Below are 23,407 nucleotides of genomic sequence, written 5' to 3'. Positions count from 1 at the left end.
ACAGGCCTTTGTTTCAAGTGAGGTGGTACCTGGCGATGCACGTTATAACCTACTAGTCATTTTATGACGATAAAGTATATTTGATCTGACTGCCAGTCCCGCGGCGGGTTCTGAACCTCATTTTTATGGTTTGTTACGCCCAGACGCCCTCGCTGCGGCGAGTGCGACTACGAAAGACCGTGAGCCAGACGCAGGTGCACGTCGATCGTGTTCGAAATCCCTGCAGGAACTCTCGGTGTATCAGGCGCTGACGGCACCGCGTTCGAGCCGTTAAACTGTCGAACAGACGAGTCTCTTGAGTCACCCCGACTCTCAGTGGGGCAAATTATCCGGGTTACCCATTCACGACGAGGACTGTGTGGCCGCCATTGCAATTCAGAGTCTGGGCTGCGGACTCCAACCAACATCGAGGTCTTGCATCGACTATGGCAGACGTGATCGCGCTGGTATTTGATTTTGATGACACGCTTGCACCAGACAGCACATCGGGCTTTCTGGCGCATATCGGCGTAGACGTGGCAAGCTTCTGGTCGACCGAGGTCGACCCCTTGATTGCCCAGGGATGGGATCCGGTGCCAGCCTACCTGTACGCGATGATCAAACTCTCGCAATCGGGAAAGTATGGTCCGATTACGTATGAGCGACTCCGTGACTGGGGTGCACGCCTGCCATTGCACGATGGGGTGCAGACCCTGTTTGATCGTCTCAGGGATCAAGTGAAGCAGGCGCACCCGCAGGTGCAGCTCGAGTTTTACCTGATCTCCAGCGGGATTGGTGACGTGGTCCGGAATTGCCCGGTTGCCGATGCTTTCACCCAGATCTGGGCGTCCGAGTTTTCTTACGTGGATGGCGGGGAGATCGATTTCACCAAGCGTATCGTAAGTTTTACTGACAAGACCCGTTACCTGTTCCATATCCAGAAAGGCATCATCGGGCCGCAGTACGAGGGCAAACCGTTTGAAGTCAATCGCAAGATCCCTTCCGAGCGATTGCGGGTTCCGTTTGACCAGATGGTTTTTGTGGGTGATGGCTACACCGACATCCCGTGTTTTTCTCTGGTGCGTAATTCGGGCGGTGTTGCGTTCGGCGTCTGGGACCCAAGGCACCGTGACAAGCGTAGTCGCGCCTGGGGGTTCATTGAGGACGGCCGGGTATCCAATCTGAATCAGGCCCGGTACGATGAGAACGCCGAACTCTATCAATGGCTGGAAGAGTCACTCATCAGTCTGGCCTCCCGTATTGCAGTGAAATCCAGAACCTACCGGGGTTAGTGGTGCCGGGCTCTGAGAATCTCAGTCCTGCCAAGGACAATCCCGTCATTGCATTGCAAGTCGACGAACACTTCATGAGACTGGCACTTGATCAGGCGAGACTGGCTGAACAGGCTCAAGAAGTGCCCGTCGGTGCCGTGGTCGTCGATGCAGCAGGTACGATTCTGGCGTATGGTCAGAACTCGGTTCTGAGACGTTCGGATCCGAGTGCACACGCAGAGATCATGGCTTTGCGCGAAGCGGGGCGTCTGCTGGAGAATTATCGTTTGCCGGGACTGACGCTCTATGTGACGCTTGAACCCTGCACGATGTGTCTGGGGGCGCTCTTTCATGCTCGGGTCAGCCGGGTCGTGTTTGGGGCGCACGATCCAAAGACGGGCGCTTGCGGTTCCCGGCTGGATCTGACTACACCCGGGTTGATTAATTACCACTGCTCGGTTCACGGTGGCGTGCTTGCCCAGGAGTGCGGTCAGGTGCTGAGCGAGTTTTTCCGCAAGCGAAGACAGGCTGCAAAGAATCAGAAACAGCACAGCCAGCAGGACGTTTCACAAGACGGTGAGTCCAACTCAGGCTAAAATTTTCAGTGAGTCAAAGTGAGCAGAAAGTTCTGGTCATGTTTTCTCACCAGGTCATGCTTCATAAGTCAGCAATCACCAGCCAACAGCCAATAGCCACCAAGGGTAATAATGCGTAAGCAGCAGCAGGCCAGTTCCGACAAAATGGCTAACACCCGCGCGCAAGCGAGTCCCGATGTCCATCGCAAGTCGCGTGGCGACACGCACGATCCGGGTCATGACCACAAGCATGAGGGAGATGCGGGTCAGCGAGTCGAGCAGGCGGAACAGGATGAACACATATGCTCGCCTGACTGCGAGCATGCCATGCCCGAGGGGATCTATGTGATCTCAGGTTCGAGTCCCGTCCCGAGCGCGGATCGACTAAAGCTCGGCGCAAAGAATCTACGCAAGCTGGGATTCAAGGTTAAGGTCGATCGCAGCGCAGCGCTTCAGACGGGGCGGTTTGCAGGGACCGACGCGCAACGGCTGCAGGCTATTGAACGCAGCCTGGAGCAACCTTACCCGATTGTGATGGCCTCCCGAGGAGGATATGGTATGAGCCGGCTCCTGGGACAGATCAACTGGAATGCGGTGGCTGATAGTGGCAAGCGTTTTGTGGGGCACAGCGATTTCACGGCATTCAACCTAGCCTTGCTGGCGCGCACGGGCGCTGTCAGCTACACCGGCCCTAATGTCTCGACAGACTTCGGCGAGGACTCGCCCAACGAGCTGACGCGTGACATGTTTGTGGAGGTCATGCGCAACGAGCTGGAAATCCTGAGCTTTGAGAGTCCGGACAGCGACGCTTTCGACGGCAGGGGTGTGCTCTGGGGAGGCAATCTTGCGATGCTGGTTTCGTTACTTGGCACACCTTTCTTCCCGAAGATTCGCGGCGGCATCCTGTTTGTCGAAGATGTCAACGAGCACCCATACCGGGTTGAACGCATGCTCTTGCAATTGGCACACGCCGGTGTTCTGGCTCGCCAGAAGGCGCTCGTCCTGGGACATTTCACTGAGTACAAGCAAGTCGCTCACGACCACGGTTACGGGCTGCCGGACGTGATTGCGTACATCCGCAAGACGGTGGGGATTCCGGTTGTCACCGGGTTGCCGTATGGTCATACGCCGGTCAAGGTGACATTGCCCATTGGCATGCGTGTCGGACTGGCGACCGAAGACGGGATGGGATATCTGGTGCTACAGGAACACTGAGTATCCTGGACCCCACCATCGTACAATGCACTCATGATCATTCTCGGATTTGAAAGTTCGTGTGACGAGACCGGCGTGGCACTTGTCTGTACCGAACGGGGTGTGCTGGCACACACGCTGCACACCCAGGTTGCCATGCATGCAGCCTATGGCGGTGTGGTGCCCGAACTCGCCTCTCGCGACCATGTGCGGCGCATCATCGGGCTCACGCGCTCGGCACTGACGCAGGCCTCTCTTGAGTTGAGTGACGTCGATGCCGTGGCCTACACGGCTGGTCCAGGACTCGCAGGAGCCTTGCTGGTTGGTGCCGGAGTGGCGCAATCGATTGCCTGGTCTCTGGACAAGCCTGCGTTTGGTATTCATCATCTCGAGGGACATCTGTTGTCACCCAGGCTGGCAGATCCCAAGCCTGAATTTCCGTTTGTTGCCTTGTTGGTGTCGGGTGGTCACACGCAGTTGATGCTGGTCAAAGGCGTGGGTGACTACGAGATGCTTGGAGAAACGCTGGACGATGCGGCTGGGGAGGCGTTTGACAAGACTGCCAAGCTGATGGGACTCGGCTACCCGGGTGGTCCAGCTCTCGCGCGCCTGGCAGAAAGCGGGGAGCCTGACCGGTTTGATCTGCCACGACCCTTGTTGAACCGGGGCGGTCTGGATTTCAGCTTTAGCGGGTTGAAGACGGCAGTGATGCAGCGGGTCAAGGGACTTGGCGGATTGGACGCGATGCCTGACAAGGACAAAGCAGATCTCGCCGCTGCCACCCAGGCTGCCATCGTTGATGTGCTGGTGGCCAAATCGTTACTCGCTTTACGACAGACAAAAGCCCGCAGACTGGTGGTGGCGGGTGGCGTGGGTGCCAATCAGCGTCTGAGATCAAGGTTGCTGGCAGAGACATCCCAGCGTCGTCTCGAGGTATTCTTTCCACCCGTGGCGCTTTGCACGGACAATGGTGCGATGATTGCGTATGCTGCTGCAGAAAGGGTCAATGCGGGGTTGCTGCATGCGCATGGGCCATCTGACCTGTTTGATATCAAGCCGCGCTGGCCGCTTGATGACATTCAGGCTCGCCCTGGCGTGCCAGGCGAATCCGTTGGCGTGGTCTGAGGCCTGGGGCCGTGTGATTTTTGCCCCTTGATGAACTCCCCCTGTCAGTGAGATCACCCCTTTAGTCGAGTCACTGCTTGCTGGCAAGTTTTTTATCTTTGCGGGTTCGCGGTCTGACTCTCGAAGATATCAGCGTTTGCCAGAATGCCCAGAGCCCTTCTTGTGACTGGCCGTGCGAGATTTTTCGGCGGCGGATTTTTTTCCGATTTTAGGTTCAGTTCCTTTGATGATTCGACTCAGGTTGGCGTGATGGCGATAGATCAGGATCAAGCTCATGGCTGAAATGGCAAAGGTGACAGGTCCCTGTGCCTGCCAGACCATTCCAGATGCCAGAACGTAATAGAACGGTGCAAACAGGGCAGACGCCATCGCCGCTGCAGACGACATCCTGAAGAAATAGGCAACGATCAACCACGTTAGCATGGTCGCAAGCCCGAGCCAGACTGAGATGCCCAGCAATACACCGAGGGCAGTTGCCACGCCTTTACCGCCTTTGAACCCGAGAAACACCGGAAACAAATGCCCGAGGAACACCGCCAGGCACACCCCGGCCATGGTCCAGGGGGGCGCCATGTACTCGATCGCCAGCCAGACTGCCAGCCATCCTTTGAATCCGTCCCCGACCAGAGTCATGAGCGCTGCTGCCTTGTTGCCTGATCGCAGCACATTGGTGGCACCCGGGTTGCCCGAGCCGTATGAACGCGGATCGGCAAGACCGAACAGATGACTGGACAGGATGGCAAACGGAATGGAACCGAGAAGGTAGGCAATTGCGATGGCCAGCAGGCTCATGAAGGGGGTGTCCAGCGTTGTCATGGTGTACGGTGTCGTCTGTCAGTCGTATGTGGGCGAGTATTTTCTTGTTTGCCGCCTGAAAGGCATATGTAAGTGTAACGATCTGCGTGCAGACTAGCATAGGTGATTGCGTGAGTCCGTGAGCAATGCAGGATCTGGCAGCATGCCTGATTGCCACAGAGTCACATGAGTCACCGCGAAGCTCATCTGTCCTGAGATCGTCAGAATGGGGCGCTACAATCAGTTTCTCTTGGTCTGAGCATAAAAGGTTTTTGAGTGATGAAAATCCTCGTATCGAATGATGATGGGTACACTGCGCCGGGTATCGAGATGTTGTATGAAGTGCTCAGACCCTACGCCGAGTTGACAGTTGTTGCGCCAGAAGTCAATCACAGCGGCGCGTCAAACTCGCTCACACTCAATCGACCACTGCAGGTTCGACGCTCCAGTAACGGCTTTTACGTGATCAACGGCACGCCATCGGATTGTGTACACATAGCGCTGACCGGTTTGCTGGATTTCAAGCCGGATCTGGTTGTATCCGGTATCAACAACGGGGCCAACATGGGAGACGACACCCTGTACTCGGGGACCGTCGCAGCGGCAATAGAAGGGCATCTGTTCGGAATTCCGGCGATTGCATTCTCGCTCACGCAGCGAGGCTGGCATCATCTGGATGCCGCGGGTCAGATCGCGCTTGAAGTCACACGTCGTTTTATGGCAGGCCCGCCTGCAACTAATGTATTGCTCAATGTGAATATTCCAGCATGTCCCATCGAACAGATTGCGGGTTATTCTGTGACTAGACTGGGCAAGCGCCACGCGTCGCAACCGGTAATTCCGGCGCAGAACCCGGGCGGGGAAACGGTGTACTGGATCGGACCTGCGGGCGATGCGCGGGATAGCTCCCCCGGGACGGATTTCAATGCGATCGGGAATAACCGGGTTTCCGTGACGCCTTTGCGTCTGGATCTGACCCATGATCTGCAATTGGGCGCTGTAGAGAGATGGTTGGGCGATGGCACGTAAATCACTGTTTGAACCACTGGCTGGCATCAAAGCAGCCAACAGCAATACCCGTATCGTCCTGCCAGGTCAGGGCAACATGACTGCGCGTGCAACGTCGGGTAAAGTGGGAGTGGTTCAGGCGGACTCGGGGGACAACCTGGGGCTGACGTCAGAACGATCGCGCCAGCATATGGTGCAGCGCTTGCGCGAAAAAGGCATCACCGATGAAGATGTGCTCAAGGCGATGGGAAGTGTGCCAAGGCATCAGTTTGTCGATCAAGCCCTGGCCAGCCGCGCGTATGAAGAAGCTGCGTTGCCGATCGGGCACGGGCAGACAATCTCCCAGCCCTGGGTGGTGGCGCATATGCTGTCGATCCTGCGCAGGGGGGGCGGTTTGGAAAGGTGCTTGAAGTTGGTGGTGGCTGTGGGTACCAGGCGGCTGTCCTGGCCAAGTTATTTCGGCAGGTATATTCAGTCGAGCGGGTCAGACCGTTGTACGATACGGCCAGAGGCAGGATAAGTGTGCTGGGGCTGCGCAACGCCCACTTTGTTTACGGTGACGGTATGCTGGGCTGGAAAGCACAGGCTCCGTATGACGCGATCATTGTTGCGGCAGCTGGTCTTGCGATCCCCCAGTCTTTGCTGGATCAGCTGGAAATTGGGGGGCGATTGATCGCACCCGAAGGGCAAACGACCCAGCGACTGGTGCTGATCATACGTGAGGATACCCAGCGCTGGTCCAGACAGGAATTGGAGGCTGTGCGGTTTGTGCCGCTCAAGCCAGGTGTACAGACATGAAAGATCAGGAGAGTCGGATGAGTGAAGTCCGCGCTTTGACGTTTACGAGTCAATTGGCGTCACGCGTCGGTCAGGTGAGCCAGCAATGGGGTTCAGGTTTGACCCGTTTTGGGCGCATCGCAGGTGTGGTTGCGATGTTGACGCTGGCGGGATGTGCCGGCACCGGACCGTTTTCTCCGGTGACTGATCTCAATGAGTCGGGTGGTGGAACCTACACGGTCAGGCCCGGCGATACCCTGCATTCAATCTCGCGCCAGACCGGCGTGAGTGTGGACCAACTGAGTACTTTGAACGGAATTTCGAATCCAAGCCTGATTCGGGTTGGTCAGCGATTGCGTCTCGGTGAAGGCGCTTCCATGGCGAGTTTCGATTCGATGAGTCCTGCAGCTGAACCGGCTTCTCAGACCGTGTCACGTGCAGCAGATGCAGGCAAGCTGAATCTGATATGGCCGGCAAAAGGGGACATCATTCAACGCTTTACCCCGGAGACCAAGGGTATCGACATTGCCGGTACAGTCGGAGAGCCTGTCGTGGCGGCAGCGTCGGGCAAAGTGGTCTACGCTGGTAACGGTGTGCGCGGTCTGGGTAATCTGGTCATCATTGATCACGGCAACGGGTTCATCACCGCTTACGCGCATAATGAGCGTCTGATTGCCAAGCAGAATGATTCCGTGACCAAGGGGGCGGAAATCGCCACGCTCGGCCAGAGTGACACCACGTCGCCTCGCCTGCATTTCGAGGTGCGGCGCAACGGCACGCCCGTCAATCCGCTCAGTTATCTGCCGGCGACCGGTAGCTGACGGAGTCGTATGGCATGACCCCAGTACTCGTATTTGATCTCGAGACCATTCCGGATGCCAATGGGCTGCGCGCGCTAAACGGCTGGGATGATCTTGACGACACGGAAGTGATAGAGCGAGCGCTCGCCGAGAGAAAAGAAGAGACCGGCAACACTTTTCTGCCACTGCACCTGCACCAGATTGCAGTAGTTGGTTGCGTGTTTCGTAACGACAAGGGCTTTCAGGTGCGTTGTCTGGGCGAGGCCGATGATCCGGAGCAAGTGCTCATCCAGCAGTTTTTCAAGACGATCGACTATTACACGCCACAACTGGTGAGTTGGAATGGTTCAGGCTTTGACCTCCCGGTGCTGCATTACCGCAGCCTGATCCATGGTGTGACTGCCGCGCGCTATTGGGAAACCGGGCAGGATGATCGTGACTTCCGATACAACAATTATCAGAGTCGCTATCATGAGCGGCATCTGGATTTGATGGACGTTCTGGCCAAGTACACCGGGCGGGCCAATGCCCCGCTGGACCAGTTGGCAAAACTATGTGGATTTCCCGGCAAACTGGGCATGGATGGCAGCCAGGTCTGGCAGGCCTGGCGAGACGGCAAAGCTGACGAGGTCAGGGCCTACTGCGAGACCGATGTCGTTAATACCTGGCTGATGTTGTGCCGGTTCAGGCTGATGCGTGGTGAGCTGTCCCGCGACGCTTATGAGCAAGAGATTGAGCTGGTGCGCGCGCACCTGGAGTCGGTGGATGTACCCCACTGGAAAGAATACTTACAAGCCTGGAGCAAGGGTTAATGAGGTCGGCGCCCCCTGAAGTACGTGTACAAATCGAGTCACTGGATCATGATGCACGAGGTGTCGGACGAATCGATGGCAAAGTTGTCTTTGTAGACGACGCCTTGCCTGGTGAAGCTGTCATGGCACAGGTTTATCGCAAGAAGCCTTCCTACAATCTTGCCAGGACCAAATCTGTGCTGCGCACCTCATGGATGCGCGTCAAACCACGCTGCAAGCATTATGGAGTCTGTGGTGGCTGCTCTATGCAGCATCTCGATCCAGTCGCTCAGGTTGCTGTCAAGCAGCGAGTCCTCGAAGATGCTTTCGGACACCTCGGCAATCTTCGACCCGAGCAAGTGCTTCCTCCCATTTACGGCCCTTTCTGGGGGTACCGCTTTCGAGCCCGACTGACAGTCCGTTACGTTGCCCGCAAAGGGGAGGTGCTGGTCGGATTTCACGAGCGCAAGAGCAGCTTCGTGGCCGACATGACGTCCTGTCAGGTCTTGCCCGAGAGGGTCAGTAACCTGCTCGTGCCTTTGCGTCGGTTGATTGAGTCGTTGAGTATCCCTGAGCGTCTGCCACAGATTGAGGTTGCCGTTGGTACCGAAGTGGTTGCACTGGTGCTGCGTCACCTTGATCCATTGAGCGAGGAGGACCTTGCAAAGCTGCGTGAGTTTGCCAGCGCCCGCCAGGTCCAGTGGTGGTTGCAGTCCAAAGGTCCTGACACGGTGCATCTGCTGGATCACCAGGCACCTACAGAACTGGCCTACACCCTCCCAGAGTTTGACGTGCGAATGCCGTTCAAACCGACTGACTTTACGCAGGTCAATCACCAGATCAACCAGCGTCTGGTCTCTCGTGCGCTGGCTTTGCTGGAACCCGGGGTGAACGATCGGGTGCTGGATCTTTTCTGCGGGCTGGGTAATTTTACCTTGCCGCTGGCCAGGGTCAGCAAGGAAGTGGTTGGCATTGAAGGCAGCCAGGTGCTGGTTGACAGGGCATTTCAGAATGCTGAGCTTAACGGTTTGTCCAACACCCGGTTTGAGGCTCGCAATTTATTCGAGATGACCCTGGAGGATCTGACTGCTCTGGGTCGATTTGACCGAATGCTGATCGATCCGCCACGCGAGGGTGCGATGGCCGTATGTGAGGCGCTGGCGGTCCTTGATCCTGAGATGCGCCCGGCGCGCATCGTTTACGTATCGTGCAATCCGGCGACCCTTGCCAGAGATGCGGCTCTTCTGCATCACAACGGGGGGTATCATTTGCGTGCTGCTGGTGTCGTCAATATGTTCCCCCATACCGGTCACGTAGAATCGATTGCCGTGTTCGAGTAGTTTCCTGAAGATCTTTTGTAATAAACGGGTGAAACCGTGAGTTTCACCCGTTTTTCTGGTTCTTCAGAACTGAGCGATTATTTCGCCCTTTCGATGGCAGCCTTGGCCGCCTGTGCCACTTGTGCAGGGGCGGTACCGCCGAGATGGTCGCGCGCGTTCACTGATCCTTCGAGTGTGAGGACCTGATAAACATCTGATTCGATGCTGGGGTGAAATCCCTTGAGATCTTCGAGAGTGAGATCTGGCAGGTCGCATCCACGTTTCTCGCAGGTCAGCACGGCATGGGCAACAACTTCATGCGCATCCCGAAATGGCAATCCTTTCTTCACGAGATAATCGGCGAGATCGGTGGCTGTGGCAAATCCCTGCCTGGCTGCATCACGCATGGACTGGGCATGGACCGTGACACCGTTCATCATGTCAACAAAAATGGTCAGAGTGTCACGAACCGTATCGGCGGTATCGAACAGGCCTTCCTTGTCTTCCTGGTTGTCTTTGTTATAGGCGAGCGGTTGCGCTTTCATGAGCATCAGCAAAGCAACCAGATGACCTGTTACACGGCCGGATTTGCCCCGTGCAAGTTCCGGTACGTCAGGATTCTTCTTCTGGGGCATGATTGAGCTGCCCGTGCAGAAGCGGTCAGCCAGTGTGATGAAGCCCACCTTGGGACTCATCCACAGAACGAGCTCCTCCGACAGACGGGAAATGTGTGTCATCACCAGCGCGCTGGCCGCACAAAACTCGATTGCAAAATCCCGGTCGGACACTGCGTCCAGCGAGTTGCGGCAGATCCCGTCAAAACCGAGTGTTCGGGCAACGCGCTCACGATCGATCGGGAAGCTGGTGCCTGCCAGGGCTGCAGCACCGAGCGGCAACCGGTTGACACGTTTTCGGCAGTCGAGCATGCGCTCTGTATCGCGTTCAAACATTTCTGCGTAGGCCAGCAGGTGGTGTCCGAATGTGACAGGCTGAGCGACCTGCAGGTGGGTAAAGCCAGGCATGATGGTGTCGGTGTGCTCGCTTGCCTGTTCGGCCAGCACCCGGCGCAGTGCGATCAACTGCTCAACAATGAGGTCAATCTGTTCACGTAGCCATAGGCGGATGTCGGTTGCTACCTGGTCGTTGCGCGAGCGACCGGTGTGCAGGCGTTTTCCCGCGTCGCCGACTAGCTCGACCAGGCGTTTCTCGACGTTCAGGTGCACATCTTCCAGGTCAATTGACCACTGGAGTTGGCCTGCCTCGATTTCCTGAAGGACTTGTGCCAGGCCTGACTGGATGGCCTTGAGGTCATCTGCACTGAGAATGCCACAATGAGCGAGCATCTCGGCATGGGCAAGCGAGCCCTGGATGTCGTGCACTGCCATGCGCTGATCAAAGTCGACTGATGCGGTGTAACGCTTGACAAGGTCGGAAACCGGCTCGGAAAAGCGTGCAGACCAGGCCTGAGCCTTGTTGGCGAACTGGTTCTGATGGGTGTCTTTGGATGTATTCATAGTTCAAGATTATAGTGTCCTCCAGCGTGCGATAATCGGCGCACGTGTTCAACCAAACGGCAAGCAAACTTTATGGCAGCGGCAAAAGTCGCGCTGGCACAGATCAACTCTGTGGTCGGCGGTTTTGTGGGGAACGCCAGGCTCATCGAAGAGCAGGCTCGGCAGGCTGCGCGAGACGGCGCGGACGTTTTACTCACTCCCGAGATGGCACTCACGGGATACCCCCCGGAGGACTTGCTGCTAAGGGCAGCTTTCATCGATGCAGAACGACTGGCGCTCGAGCGTCTGTGCGAGTCTCTGGCTGACTTGAAAGGGCTGGCTGTCGTAGTCGGTCATGTCCATGTCAATGATGGCAAGCTCCACAACGCGGCCAGCGTGTTGCTCGAAGGCAGGGTTGTGGGACGCTACTTCAAGCGTGAGCTGCCAAACTACAGTGTATTTGACGAAAAGCGCTACTTCGAACCCGGCCAGGACGCTTTGGTGTTTGATCATGCCGGTATTCGTTTCGGGGTGAACATCTGTGAAGACACGTGGCTCAAAGCGGCGCCCGCAGCGGCTCGCGAAGCGGGCGCACAGTGTCTGCTTGTTCTCAACGCCTCACCGTTTCACATGGGCAAGTTCACCCAGCGGGTGGACATGTTGCGTCGCTGCGTTGACCGGATCGGTATCAGCGTGATCTATGCCAATCTGTGCGGAGCACAGGATGAACTGGTGTTTGACGGCATGTCGTTTGCCATGGACCGGATGGGGCATTGCGTGGGCCACATGCCTGCGTTCGAGTCGGGACAGGCGATTGTCCAGGTCAATGCGGGCGGTGCAATTGAGGCTGTGCAGGGACCATGGCACGCGATGCTGAGCGAAGCCGACGAAAATGATCAAGGGCATTTGTCGCAGGTCTGGCAGGCGCTCGTGGTAGGGGTTCGGGATTACGTTCACAAGAATGGATTCAAGAATGTGCTCATCGGGTTGTCCGGTGGCATTGATTCGGCGCTGGTGCTTGCCGTGGCAGTCGATGCGCTGGGTGCGGATCGCGTCATGTCGGTGATGATGCCATCGGCTTACACGGCCGATATTTCGCGCGACGACGCGCATCAGATGGCGCAAATCCTGGGCGTACGGTACGAGACCATTCCGATCGGTCACATCACTGAATCGTTTGAACAGTCCCTGGCCGGCCTGTTCACGGGTCGCGTGGTTGATACGACAGAAGAGAATATCCAGGCACGTGCCCGCGGCAATCTGCTGATGGCTATTTCGAACAAGTTCGGGTCGCTGGTTCTCACGACCGGCAACAAGTCCGAACTTGCCACTGGTTACTGCACGCTTTATGGTGACATGGCAGGTGCTTTTGCGGTTATCAAGGACGTTCCTAAAACACTGGTCTATCGCCTGGCGCGCTGGCGCAACGACCAGTCACACGTGATTCCCGATCGGATCATCACACGGGCGCCTTCGGCAGAATTGCGTGCGGACCAGACTGACCAGGATTCTCTGCCGCCCTACGAGGTGGTCGATGCGATCATTGAGGGTTACGTTGACCACAACCTGCCAGTCAGCGTGCTCGAACGTTCGGGTCTGGACAAGGCTGCCATCGAACAGGTAGTCAGGTTGATCCGGATCAACGAGTACAAGCGGCACCAGTCTGCACCAGGCCCGAAGGTGACAGTGCGAGCATTTGGGCGCGATTGGCGCTATCCTTTATCTAATGCGTTTCGTGAACCCCTTGTCGGCTAGTCGAGACGCTGCCAGAATAAATTCCACAAGCAAAATAAGCCAGGAGCCATCGTGAAACTAGTGACTGCCATCATCAAACCGTTCAAGCTCGACGAAGTGCGAGAGAGCTTGTCAGAAGTCGGTGTCAACGGATTGACAGTGACTGAAACTAAAGGCTTCGGACGCCAGAAAGGCCACACCGAGCTCTATCGCGGAGCAGAGTATGTGGTTGATTTTTTGCCGAAGATCAAAGTCGAAGTGGCTGTCGGGGACGGTTTGGTTGAAACCGTCATCGAAGCGATTCTCAAAGCCGCCCGCACTGGCAAAATAGGCGATGGGAAGATCTTCGTGACCCCGCTTGAGAACGCAATTCGTATTCGTACAGGTGAGTCGGGTGACCCTGCCCTGTAAGGCATTGCAGGAAAGTTTGCAGTGAGAATTAATACGGGGGCTGCCTCATCTGGTGCATGAGGCAGCCCTCATTGGATTCAGGCATACCAGTCGATGAAAAGTCTGCGTTACGTCCCATGCCGATTTGATTCGCCGCCTGCTATCTTGTCGCGTGATTCGAATCTGATCTACTCAAGAACTCAAGGAACTTCATGAAACCGTTTGACTGGCACAACCCGTATCCCAGCGTTCGCATTCCATTGCTTGCCCGCAATATTGTTTCTACCTCTCATCCGTTAGCGGCCCAGGCCGGGCTCAGGATGTTGCTCAAGGGTGGCAGTGCTGTGGATGCGGCCATTGCCGCAGCAGCTGCGATCACGCTGGTCGAACCAGTCTCCTGTGGTCTTGGAGGTGATGCGTTTGCGATCGTCTGGCACGAGGGTAAAGCACACGGGTTGAACTCGTCAGGTCATTCACCCAAAGCATGGAATCCCGAGTATTTTGCGCAGCGCTACGGGCGCGATGCCAACGGTCTGGCCAAGGCTCCCAAGCGTGGTGTTGACACAGTGACAGTTCCGGGTGTGGTCGCTGGATGGGCGGCACTGCACGAGAAGTTTGGCAAGCTGCCGTTTGAAGAGTTGATGCAGCCAGCAATCGAGATTGCGCGCAGGGGTCATGCGATCGCTCCAGTCGTGTCTCACAAGTGGGCAGCGGCCGTGCCTGAGCTCGAAGATCAGCCAGGATTTGCACAGACATTTATGCCTGCTGGCCGTGCCCCGGAGATTGGTGAGCGATTCAGCGTGCCCGGTGCGGCGCATACGCTCGAGACGATCGGACGCACCAGGGGACGTGCCATGTACGATGGGGAACTGGCCCAGAAGATGGTGGAGTTTTTGAATGAGCATGGTGGTGCGCACACCATGGACGATTTTGCGGCATATGCGCCGCAGTGGGTCGAACCGTTGCAGAAGAACTACCGCGGTTTCACCTTGCACGAGATCCCGCCGAACGGGCAGGGGATTGCGGCCCTCATGGCTGTTGGTATGCTCGAGCACTTTGATTTCAAGGGCAAGGATCCGGATTCGGTCGAGGTTCAGCATCTGCAGATCGAGGCCATGAAGCTCGCTTTTGCGGACCTGTATCGCTATGTGTCGGATCCCCGGACGATGGCGGTCACCCCGGAGCAGATGCTTGATCCAGTGTATCTCGCCTCACGGGCGCGTCTGATTGATCCCGGTCGTGCGCAGCATTTCGGACCCGGTGTGCCTGACGCAGGCGGAACCATCTATCTGTCGGCGGCCGATGAGAACGGCATGATGATTTCGTTCATACAGTCCAACTACATGGGCTTTGGTTCTGGTGTGGTCGTGCCTGATACCGGTATCAGCCTGCAAAACAGAGGGGTCGGATTCTCGATGGATCCAGAGTCTCCCAACGTGGTGGCTGGCCACAAGCGTCCGTTCCACACCATCATTCCAGGTTTTCTCAGCCGCGATGGCAAACCAGTGATGAGTTTTGGTGTGATGGGTGGTGACATTCAGCCGCAGGGGCATCTCCAGACGCTGGTAAGGATGGTGGACTTCGACCAGCAACCGCAAGCAGCCTGCTGCGCACCACGCTGGAAGGTCAACCGTGACTTCACGCTTGACGTCGAGGGCAGCATGAATCCGGCTCTCGTTGACGGACTCAAGGCCCTTGGGCACCAGTTGAAGTCGATCGAGGATCCTTACATGGATTTTGGCTCGGGTCAGTTCATCTGGCGTCTCTCGGATGATCTCGAGGATGGCTACGTGGCAGCGAGTGACGCTCGCCGTGACGGGCAGGCAGTGGGATTCTGACGAAGTCTGGACAGGATGCCGCGTGCTGCGATGCGCTGTGATGTACTCGCCATCCTTTCCCACTCCAGCACTTAACGGGGGCTGCTAGCCCCCTGCGACTGGTCAGCTTCTGCTTGAGCGAGATTGAACCAGATTAGTCAGCCCGCCCTGGGAGCCCTCAGGTGTTGCCAGATCATCAGTGCAAACACCAGTCCTACAGCCGGGAACATCATGAGATTGATGATTTCCCAACCCGCTACGGACAGAAGTTTGCCAGACGAGAACGATGAAATGGCAACCGATCCGAACACCAGGAAGTCATTGAGAGCCTGAACGCGGTTTCGCTCCTCAGGTCGATGGCAAGCTGTCACCATGGTGGTGGCACCGATGAATCCAAAGTTCCAGCCGACTCCCAGCAAGATCAATGCGATCCAGAAATGGGCGACGTCGAGTCCTGAAAGGCCCACTACTCCCGATATGGCGAGCAGAAACAGACCGAAGGCGGTCACTGCGTTCACACCAAAACGCTGAATCAGACGACCAGTAAAGAAGCTTGGCGCAAACATTGCGAGAACATGCCACTGAATTCCCAGTGCTGCCTCACCGACCGTATGTCCGCATCCGACCATGGCAATGGGTGCTGCGGTCATCACAAAGCTCATCAAGGAGTAGGAGACTACACCGGCCGTCACGGCCAGAATGAATTTTGGTTGGGCAGCGATTTCTTTTAGTGGACGGCCTGCCGGCACTTTGGCAGAAGCATTCGATTGATTTGTGCTGAAGGCAGGTTGCCTGGTTGATGGGCTGGAGACGGGGGTTGAAGTGGTCGGTCTGAGTCGCCAGATGACAGGAAGGGCCAGCAATGCCAGCACGCTTTGCGCCACAAAGCTGCCAGCAAACGGTGCCCATGCCACGATATCACGGGTCCAGATGACTGTTTGCGGTCCAATGATCGCTGCAAACAGACCACCGACCATAACCCAGGAAATGAGGCGTGGCTTGATATCCTCGGGAGCGCCGTCTGCCACCGCGAATCGGTAGCTCTGGACATATGACGCATAAAATCCAGCGATCAGAGTGCCCAGGCAGAAAACGACAAACATCTGCTCGAATATCCCGGCCGCCGCGATCAGCCCGGACACCACGCCTAGTATTCCTCCTGTCATGTAACCCGCCCGTCGTCCATGACGCTTCATGATCCAGGCGGCCGGCAATGTGCCGATCGCCAGCCCCAGGTTGAAAATACTGACCGGCAGGGTAACCAGAGACGGATGGCTGGCCAGTTGCTGGCCGACCAGCCCACCGAGCGAGACAATGATCGCCGGACTGGCTCCACCCAGAGCCTGGGCGGTGGTGAGGATACGTGCGTTGTGACGGGATCGGTCGGAGATATCGAGGGACATGGTTTGCAGTGAGGCAATCTGATCGGGAACTGGAACCGGGTTGGCTCCAGTGGTGGGTATACGCGCTGTTTTTAACTGCTATACCGGCCGTAACTGAACATTCTGTAACCGGGGTGGGTCAAGACATGGAGAGATGAAACTCACTCGCCAGTTGTCGCTTCGTTTGAACCGCTGCCAGCAAGTGACCAGAAATCTGGCATAAAACATTCCGACACCAGCAACGGCTGGTGGTCTCTCCAGAAAACCGAGCGCCTGGCCAGTAACGTGGGCTCAGTCTCGATGTTCTCGCTCAGCGTGTAGCTTGCTGAAGTTGCCAGCAAGGGCCGGGCGCGAATGACTGTTCCATGCAGTCCATGTGCGCGTCCGATTTGACTGATTTCAAACTGACTGCGAACAATGCCTGGGTCGTTATACAGAATGTCAGCCAGAGGGCGCCGTCCCAGACGACGGATGCCTTGCCAGGTGCCATGCGATGCGAGCAAGATTGTCACGCTGCGAGCCAGTACGCAAGGTATTTCATCGATAGACATGAGTACCTCGCGCCGCCAGGTCAGCGTCTTGGGCGCAAAGCAATTATCTTCAGGTCTGGACAGTTCCACTCCTTGGGAAACGACGTGCAGACTGAATCGTCCCAGCGTACGTAGCCCTGCGGTCAGTGCGCCTGGACGTGTCAACCAGCGCTTGTGGAGCGATGAACAGACAGGTGGTGGCTGGCGGCGCCAGCGATTGAAGTAGATAAGAGAAGCCATGGTGGCGTATTATCTCAGCCTTATGGAAAAAGTGCGCATCTCAAAACTGATGGCCCAGCAAGGGCTATGCTCCCGTCGAGAAGCTGATCGCTATCTCGAGCAGGGCCTCGTTCGCGTCGACGGTCAGATCGTTGGCCTGGGGGACAAAGCGTTGCCTGGCCAGCGTATAGAACTGGCCAGGCAGGCCAGTGCCGAGCAGGAAGCCCGGATCACGGTTCTCATCCACAAGCCGATCGGACTGGTGTCGGGGCAGGCCGAGGATGGCTATCAGCCTGCCGTGACGCTGGTTACGCCGGAGAACCTGTCTGCCACCGACCGGTCAGGGATGCGTTTCAAACCTTCGCACCGTCGAGGTCTCGCTGTTGCCGGACGTCTGGATATTGATTCGACCGGTTTGCTGGTGATGACTCAGGATGGCCGGATTGCCAGGCAGCTGATCGGTGAAAACAGTGACATCGAGAAAGAGTATCTTGTTCGTGTCAAAGGGAGAATCGCCACCGATGGTCTGAAGCGACTCTGTCACGGACTGTCACTGGATGGCAGGCCGCTCAAAACGGCACGGGTTGAATGGCTCAATGAAGACCAGCTTCGCTTTATCCTTCAGGAGGGGCGCAAGCGCCAGATACGTCGCATGTGCGAACTGGTCGGGTTGCAGGTTGTCGGGCTCAAGCGGGTCAGGGTCGGGCGGGTCCGTCTCGGAGAACTCGAGCCCGGGAAGTGGCGCTACCTGCGCCCGGACGAAAAGTTCTGACAAGTACCTGTGATTAAGGGTGCCAGAACGTATGGGAGTGTGCGTCACTGAACTTGCTTTGCCCAAGTTCGCAGGAATTCTGGCTTGCTTTCGAAAGCAGGGGACGGACAAGGTTTTGAAGGCGCGAAGGATCGAGTCTGTGGGCGGACCCCGGGATACTCATTGCCCCTGCTAGATACCTGTTCGTTCCAGGCTCCGTCCTTGCCGACGAATGGTTTGATAGGCCTCTGAACACTTGCCACAGGTCGCTGGCTTCAAAACTCAGCATATTTCCTCTAAAGGATTCAGTGCCGCCCTGAACGACCTGCCTGGCGGTCAAGTTAACATGTTCATGGAGTCGGTCGCTACAGCACTGCCGCGGATTCAGGCATGCAAGCTGCGTGCACTTGCAGTCAAGTCTGCCGGACGTTCGCCTCAACTGCCTGACGTGCCAACGATCGTCGAATCTGGATATCCGGGTTTTTTGGGGGGGGTGACATGGATCGGGATCGTCGCACCGGCAGAAATCCTGCAAGATGTGTTTCATGAGCTCAACAAAGAAATCAACACTGCTCTGAAATCCAAAGATTACAGCGACAGATTGCGTGTCCGGGGGGCTGTCGTGCCTGGGGGGCATCGGAAAAGCTTAAACAGACGATCGAACGTGATCTGGATGTCTGGCAAAAAGTGCTCGCGGAGTCTGGCGCTAGAGTTGATTGATCTGACAGTCGCGGGTTGACCAGGTGCTGATGTCTGGTCAATCTGGTTCACTTTATATTGTGTAAACAGGGAGTTCGTTATGAAGATAGATCACGTACCCGCCATCCGTAAGGATATTGTGCGCGTCAGTCCGGAACTGGTTGAAGCAGCACGTGCCTTTCCTGCGGCCATCCTGGCCGACGTGGCGGGCCGAAGAGGCAGCCTGGGCGCTCGGATACGGCCACTTGCGCCTCACATGAAGGTCGCAGGACCCGCCTTTACTGTTGAAGTGCGTCCTGGAGACAACTTGATGTTCCACGCCGCGCTTGCCTTGGCGCAGCCGGGCGACGTCATCGTTGTTGACGGCAAGGGTGACGAGACGATGGCGCTATGCGGCACCTTGATGAGCACGCAAGCCCAGAAAGCTGGTATCGCCGGGTTTGTGGTGGATTCGGCCGTGCGAGATTCGGCAGAAATCTGCGAGGGCGAATTCCCGGTATTTGCGATTGGCACTAATCCGAACGGCCCTACAAAAGGCCTGGCCGGGCGTATCAACTGGCCAGTCTCGATTGCAGGGGTCTCGGTCAGTCCGGGCGATCTGGTGGTCGGTGATGCAGATGGTGTGGTGGTAATTCCGCGCGAGAATGCACAAGCGATATTGTCCAGAGCACAGGGCAAAGTCGATGCTGAACAGCGCCGAATGGATGAGCTCAACGCGGGCAATCTGGCATCCCCGTGGCTTGAAGACGCCCTGATCAGCGCCGGGGTCTTGAAGGCTGGTGAGTCATTGTAATTGCATCAGGCAAGCAGGTTGTGCTTGTGACGCGATTAAACAAACATGGGAAGTCCCCCGGCGATGCCGGGGTGGCAGTAGAAGTTTGACATTTATGGGAGTCCATCGATGAAACTATCCGGGTGAGCCGCCAGGCATACTCGAGAAAAGCAGTTTCACGATGGACGAGTATGAAAGAGAACGAGGACTCTCGACTGGAGCAATTGAGTCTGCTCTGAACCTGGCCACAGAATGGTGGCACAAGACACGGAGCCGCGTTAGCGTCTCCGGAAAACCGCTTTGAGCGGCTCACAAATGAAGGCCCCCGGCTTTGCCGGGGATTGTTACTCCGGTCTGACTCTGGCAATCCCGCATCACCCCTCGCGGCGCCTGCCGGATCTGCAAACAGGCATCGTCTCGTCTGTTCCTTGCAGCAGCCCATATGGCCGTGAGACATGTTCGACGCTGTCTGCTCACTCAATAACGCCCCGCTACCGACATCGCTGATTTCATTTGCAGTTTACGACTACTTTTTTGGGGGTCTGGTGTCCGTGCGTGTTCTTTGCTTTGACGCACGAGCAGATCTATTACTTCGAACAACCCGTGCTGGCGCCTTGTCTGAGAAGTGCCCAGTCGCGGTTTCTGACTCGCCACGTGGCCTCGCAACCGACATGTCAACCGATGTGCTGTTTGATGCGCTGCCCGACTTTGATGGGTTCGATCGCACGCTGGTACGTTTGTAGCTGGGCTCAGCACGCATGATCCTGGGAGGATGGCCCGGGTTGCGTTTGACTGGCCGCTCAGGCTTGCTGTCCGGTGAGTCGTCGCTTCGGGATGCATTGGTTAGCGTTTCGTCGCCACTTTCGATTGACCAGCGGGCGGTGTCGTCCAGCGCCAGAGTCTGGCTCAACCAAGGCATGGCCTCTCGCATCTCGCCCTCGAGTGTATAGGGTGGATTCACCACAAAACATCCGGAGCCAAACAGTCCGTGCCCATCCGATGCGGGTCTGGAAACAGTCATTTCAATGTCGAGCCATTGTCCGGGAGAGAGTCTGCGAAGCTGCTTGCGCATCTGGTCGACCTGCAACCGGCTCACTCTTGGATACCAGACCATGTAGCAACCCGTAGAAAACCGGACGACCGCATCTTTGAGCATTTCGATAACGCGATGGTAGTCGCGTTTGTCTTCGTAGGATGGATCGACCAGGACGATTGCCCTGCGAGGCGATGGCGGAAGGAAACCTTTCAGACTCTCGAATCCGTCTTGTTCCAGCACCTGCACGCTGCGAGGGGGGAGATCGCGAACCTGCGCCAGGTTGCGCCTCAGGACCTCCGCCTCGACAGTCAACTGTTCGACAAGCTTGAGCTTGTCCTGTTTGCGCCAGCCGTGCAGCCAGATCCACGGTGATCCCGGGTAATATCGAAGTTGACCGTCCGGGTTGAGTTGACGCACGGTTTCAAGCCAGGGTCCAAGGGCGTCTGGGACATGTTGTGCAGAGTCTGACCTGGAATTTGTTCCACTATCTGGAATCATCAGCTTTTCCCAGATTCTTCCGACACCGTCCGCGTATTCGGACTTCGTGTTAGCCCATCCGCCAGACAGGTCGTAGAGTCCTGCGCCGGCGTGGGTGTCGATGGCCCAGAAGGGGGCGTCTTTGCCGCGGTAGTAGTCGAGGACCCTCGACAAAATCGTGTGTTTAAGCACGTCGGCATGGTTGCCTGCATGAAACCCGTGGCGATAACTGAACAAGATAGACTCCGACGTGTAAAAACCAAATGTGAACTGTTGCGAGACGCAGTGCGTCTGGCACGTATGGCAGATGGTACACTCAAGCGCGTTTTCACAAGGGTTTTCGAGCGCTTTCATGTTTGATTTCATACGCAATCACCGCCGGTGGATGCAGTTGGTACTGCTCCTGCTGGTCGTTCCTGCCTTTGCGTTCTTTGGCATCGAAGGCTATGTCGGGTTCATGTCGCAAGACCGTGAGCTCGCCAAAGTCAACGGTACAGCCATTACGCTACCAGAGTACGACCAGGCCAGACGCGCACGTCTCGAGGAATTACGCTCGATGCTGGGCAATCGTTTTGATGCCGAGGCGATCGATTCGCCGAGTTTTCGAGAGCAACTGCTTGAAGAAATGATTGATCAGCGTGTTATCGCTGCCGCTGCGATCGAAGGGCGCTACACCGTCTCCGATGAAGCGCTTCGCCAGACGATTGCTGACGTGCCCGCTTTGCAGGAGGATGGTCAGTTTTCTCCTGAGCGGTATCGCCAGGTACTGGCTTCCCAGGGTATGACGCCTGCTGATTTCGAGTTGCGTCTGCGCAGTGATCTGATTCTGTCTCAGGTACTGGGGCCGGTCAGCCTGACAGCGTCTGCCCCCAAGTCAGTTGTAGATCATCTTGTCAACGCACTGACTCAGCAGCGTACGGTATCGACGCGGCGCTTTACTCAGTCAGCCTACGAGGGTGATGTATCGGTGACCGATGCAGACATCAAAGCCTGGTATGACGAAAATGCCGAGCAATTGCGTCTGCCGGAAAGCGTCAATATCGAATATGTCGTGATTGACGAGGATGCCGCCACGCAAGGCGTGAACGTTTCCGAAAAAGAAATCGAACATTACTACCAGCAGAATCAGAGCCGGTTCGGGCAACCTGAGCGCCGACGTGTCAGCCATGTACTGTTCACGGTGTCGGCCAGTGCTGATCAGGCTGAGAAGGACGCTGCGCTTGCCAAGGCTGAACAGGCTGCCCGGGATATCAAGGCAGACCCATCATTGTTTGCCGACATTGCACGTGAGCGTTCTGAAGATCCAGGCTCCGCTTCCCAGGGTGGTGACCTTGGCTGGATCGGACAGGGAACGCTGGTGCCAGAAGTGGAGCAATCAGTGTTTACGCTGGACAAGGGTCAGATATCAGATGTGGTTGAAAGCCCGTTTGGTTATCACGTCGTCACGGTGACAGATGTCCAGCCAGCCTCGGTCAAACCACTCGAGCAGGTGCGCGCAGAGATCACTAGCCAGATCAGAACCCAGCTCGCGTCCGCTCGCTTTGCAGAAATGGCCAGTCAGCTGACCAATCTGGTTTACGACCAGCGCGATGCACTCGAGCCAATCGCTCAGCAACTCGGATTGCAGCTGAAGAAAGCCGAGGGCATTTCTCGAGACGGGTTGTTGTCTGACGAGTTGTTCGTGCGTGAAACCGAGATGACCGATGATATTCAGGCGCTGTTGAGCCACCCTCGTATCATGCAGGTTGCGTTCTCTGAGGAAGTGAAGGGCACTGGTGAGAATTCCGGTTCGATAGAGCTGGCGCCTGATACGATTCTTGCCCTGAGGGTCACACAGATCAATCCATCTGAGATCCCGTCGCTTGAACTGGCCAGTCCGGTGATTCGTGAGGACCTGGTGCGCGAGCGTGCGCTCGAGATGGCACGCCAGGCCGGTCAGAGTCTGCTCAAGGATTTGGAGGCGTCTGAAGAGGCTGCGCCGGCAGGATTCAGTCCTGCCCAGGCTGTGTCGAGACAGAACCCCCGTGATCTGAATACGGATGAACTCAGAGCTGTAATGGTGATGAACGAGCAGTCCATTCCTGGTTATGTCGGTATGAATGTCCAGGATGGTTTCACTGTGATCCATGTCCAGTCTGTGGAACCTGGTGAGCCGCTCGATCCGTCCGAGTTGCGTCAGTTCCAGGGGCAACTGTCCCAGGCTTGGGGTCAAGCTGAGGAAACTGCTGCGCTTGCGATCTTGCGCAAGAAATTCCAGGTCGAGATCACCCCTGATGGTCGGGCTCTTATTGACGGGTTGGCCGCTCAGTAATGTCTGGCGGTGATTTGTAGGCGTTCCGACAACGCAGGTGTGCCAAAAAAAACAGCAGCCATTGAGCTGCTGTTTTTTTTTTGGCACACCTGCGGATGCAAGTTCTGCTGCTGGCCTGTCACAGTGCATGAGTGAAAGTTCACCAGTGAAAGTTCGCAAGTG

At 56.6% G+C, this 23,407-nt stretch carries 19 protein-coding genes and 2 pseudogenes; 16 read left to right on the top strand and 5 right to left on the bottom strand.

What is annotated here, in order from left to right; translation table 11 throughout:
* Positions 1-425 precede the first annotated feature (425 nt).
* The 4 genes from DBV39_RS05835 (at position 426) to tsaD (ending at position 4,144) form a co-directional block, all read left to right on the top strand.
* Complete coding sequence (locus DBV39_RS05835; protein WP_108620729.1) at positions 426-1,271, top strand: haloacid dehalogenase-like hydrolase; 846 nt, start codon at positions 426-428, stop codon at positions 1,269-1,271.
* Positions 1,272-1,345: 74 nt separating this feature from the next.
* The gene (tadA, locus tag DBV39_RS05830) at positions 1,346-1,846 is read left to right on the top strand and encodes a tRNA adenosine(34) deaminase TadA (RefSeq protein ID WP_108623128.1); all 501 of its coding nucleotides are present in this window, start codon (positions 1,346-1,348) and stop codon (positions 1,844-1,846) included.
* Positions 1,847-1,957: 111 nt separating this feature from the next.
* Positions 1,958-3,040 (top strand): LD-carboxypeptidase, encoded by a 1,083-nt coding sequence (locus DBV39_RS05825; protein WP_407669264.1) that lies wholly within the window; start codon positions 1,958-1,960, stop codon positions 3,038-3,040.
* Positions 3,041-3,073: 33 nt separating this feature from the next.
* A complete protein-coding gene (gene tsaD, locus DBV39_RS05820) occupies positions 3,074-4,144 on the top strand; it encodes a tRNA (adenosine(37)-N6)-threonylcarbamoyltransferase complex transferase subunit TsaD (RefSeq protein WP_108620728.1) in 1,071 nt (356 codons plus the stop codon).
* Positions 4,145-4,273: 129 nt separating this feature from the next.
* Here the strand turns inward: tsaD and plsY are convergent, their stop codons facing one another.
* Positions 4,274-4,960, bottom strand: coding sequence for a glycerol-3-phosphate 1-O-acyltransferase PlsY (gene plsY / locus DBV39_RS05815; RefSeq protein WP_108620727.1), 687 nt, complete (start codon positions 4,958-4,960; stop codon positions 4,274-4,276).
* 258 nt (positions 4,961-5,218) lie between these two features.
* Between plsY and surE the strand changes: the two genes are divergently transcribed.
* The 5 genes and pseudogenes from surE to rlmD all read left to right on the top strand — a co-directional run bounded on the left by surE (position 5,219) and on the right by rlmD (position 9,655).
* Positions 5,219-5,968, top strand: a complete 750-nt coding sequence (surE, locus tag DBV39_RS05810; RefSeq protein ID WP_108620726.1) for a 5'/3'-nucleotidase SurE — start codon at positions 5,219-5,221, stop codon at positions 5,966-5,968.
* Between the two features lie 76 nt (positions 5,969-6,044).
* Positions 6,045-6,745 (top strand): annotated as a pseudogene (locus tag DBV39_RS05805) (protein-L-isoaspartate(D-aspartate) O-methyltransferase).
* A gap of 17 nt (positions 6,746-6,762) precedes the next feature.
* A complete protein-coding gene (locus tag DBV39_RS05800; protein ID WP_193853050.1) occupies positions 6,763-7,545 on the top strand; it encodes a peptidoglycan DD-metalloendopeptidase family protein in 783 nt (260 codons plus the stop codon).
* Between the two features lie 14 nt (positions 7,546-7,559).
* Positions 7,560-8,336 carry a 3'-5' exonuclease gene (locus tag DBV39_RS05795; RefSeq protein ID WP_108620725.1) on the top strand — a complete coding sequence of 259 codons (777 nt, stop codon included), beginning with the start codon at positions 7,560-7,562 and terminating at the stop codon, positions 8,334-8,336.
* Entirely contained in the window at positions 8,336-9,655 is a 1,320-nt protein-coding gene (rlmD, locus tag DBV39_RS05790; protein ID WP_108620724.1) for a 23S rRNA (uracil(1939)-C(5))-methyltransferase RlmD, read from the top strand. The genes DBV39_RS05795 and rlmD overlap by 1 nt, the downstream gene beginning before the upstream one ends.
* 77 nt (positions 9,656-9,732) lie before the next feature.
* On the opposite strand, the gene argH is transcribed toward rlmD, so the two are convergent.
* Positions 9,733-11,148 (bottom strand): argininosuccinate lyase, encoded by a 1,416-nt coding sequence (gene argH / locus DBV39_RS05785; RefSeq protein ID WP_108620723.1) that lies wholly within the window; start codon positions 11,146-11,148, stop codon positions 9,733-9,735.
* A gap of 72 nt (positions 11,149-11,220) precedes the next feature.
* Between argH and DBV39_RS05780 the strand changes: the two genes are divergently transcribed.
* The 3 genes from DBV39_RS05780 to DBV39_RS05770 all read left to right on the top strand — a co-directional run bounded on the left by DBV39_RS05780 (position 11,221) and on the right by DBV39_RS05770 (position 15,089).
* Entirely contained in the window at positions 11,221-12,882 is a 1,662-nt protein-coding gene (locus DBV39_RS05780) for an NAD+ synthase (protein ID WP_108620722.1), read from the top strand.
* Positions 12,883-12,933: 51 nt separating this feature from the next.
* Positions 12,934-13,272: a P-II family nitrogen regulator gene (locus tag DBV39_RS05775; protein WP_108620721.1), complete on the top strand. Its 339-nt coding sequence runs from the start codon at positions 12,934-12,936 to the stop codon at positions 13,270-13,272.
* Positions 13,273-13,463: 191 nt separating this feature from the next.
* Positions 13,464-15,089 (top strand): gamma-glutamyltransferase family protein, encoded by a 1,626-nt coding sequence (locus DBV39_RS05770; protein ID WP_108620720.1) that lies wholly within the window; start codon positions 13,464-13,466, stop codon positions 15,087-15,089.
* Between the two features lie 137 nt (positions 15,090-15,226).
* Here the strand turns inward: DBV39_RS05770 and DBV39_RS05765 are convergent, their stop codons facing one another.
* Positions 15,227-16,471 (bottom strand): MFS transporter, encoded by a 1,245-nt coding sequence (locus DBV39_RS05765; protein WP_108620719.1) that lies wholly within the window; start codon positions 16,469-16,471, stop codon positions 15,227-15,229.
* A 140-nt stretch (positions 16,472-16,611) separates the two neighbouring features.
* A complete protein-coding gene (locus DBV39_RS05760; protein ID WP_108620718.1) occupies positions 16,612-17,220 on the bottom strand; it encodes a chorismate--pyruvate lyase family protein in 609 nt (202 codons plus the stop codon).
* Between the two features lie 22 nt (positions 17,221-17,242).
* Here DBV39_RS05760 and DBV39_RS05755 point away from each other — a divergent pair, with 22 nt between their 5' ends.
* The 3 genes from DBV39_RS05755 (at position 17,243) to DBV39_RS05745 (ending at position 19,442) form a co-directional block, all read left to right on the top strand.
* Entirely contained in the window at positions 17,243-17,971 is a 729-nt protein-coding gene (locus DBV39_RS05755; RefSeq protein WP_108623125.1) for a pseudouridine synthase, read from the top strand.
* A 235-nt stretch (positions 17,972-18,206) separates the two neighbouring features.
* The gene (locus DBV39_RS05750; RefSeq protein WP_108620717.1) at positions 18,207-18,689 is read left to right on the top strand and encodes a tripartite tricarboxylate transporter substrate-binding protein; all 483 of its coding nucleotides are present in this window, start codon (positions 18,207-18,209) and stop codon (positions 18,687-18,689) included.
* A gap of 60 nt (positions 18,690-18,749) precedes the next feature.
* On the top strand, positions 18,750-19,442 hold the full coding sequence (locus DBV39_RS05745) for an RraA family protein (protein WP_108620716.1): 693 nt from the start codon (positions 18,750-18,752) through the stop codon (positions 19,440-19,442).
* Positions 19,443-20,283: 841 nt separating this feature from the next.
* Here DBV39_RS05745 and DBV39_RS05740 read toward each other — a convergent pair.
* Positions 20,284-21,171: pseudogene (locus DBV39_RS05740) on the bottom strand (23S rRNA (adenine(2030)-N(6))-methyltransferase RlmJ); the annotation flags it as partial.
* Positions 21,172-21,286: 115 nt separating this feature from the next.
* Here DBV39_RS05740 and DBV39_RS05735 point away from each other — a divergent pair.
* Complete coding sequence (locus tag DBV39_RS05735; protein WP_159078824.1) at positions 21,287-23,245, top strand: SurA N-terminal domain-containing protein; 1,959 nt, start codon at positions 21,287-21,289, stop codon at positions 23,243-23,245.
* Positions 23,246-23,407 lie beyond the last annotated feature (162 nt).

This window comes from Orrella marina (assembly GCF_003058465.1).
Classification (GTDB): Bacteria; Pseudomonadota; Gammaproteobacteria; order Burkholderiales; family Burkholderiaceae_B; genus Algicoccus; species Algicoccus marinus.
This window is presented reverse-complemented; position numbering and strand designations above follow the sequence as displayed.